At 64.9% G+C, this 259-nt stretch carries 1 pseudogene; it reads right to left on the reverse strand.

Annotation, left to right across the window (positions count from 1 at the left end):
- Positions 1 to 259, reverse strand: a pseudogene (locus SCA31_RS24190) (branched chain amino acid aminotransferase); the annotation flags it as partial.

Raw genomic sequence — 259 nt, forward strand, 5'->3', positions numbered from 1 at the left:
GCCCGGACGCCCAGGAATGCCTCGGTGGCAATCATGAACGGACGAAGGTACAAGGCTTCGCCATCGCCGGACGGAACCCACTCCTGGTCCGCCTGCACCAGCTCGCGAATGGCTCCGATGAAGTACTCCTCGGGCAGTTCCGGAAGGGCCAGGCGCCGGGCGGACTTGTTCAGGCGGGCGGCATTGGCCTCGGGCCTGAAGGTCCACACAGAACCATCGGCGTGACGGTAGGCCTTAAGGCCCTCGAAAATCTCCTGGC

The organism is Chryseobacterium sp. SIMBA_028, from assembly GCF_046535285.1.
Lineage (GTDB): Bacteria > Bacteroidota > Bacteroidia > Flavobacteriales > Weeksellaceae > Chryseobacterium.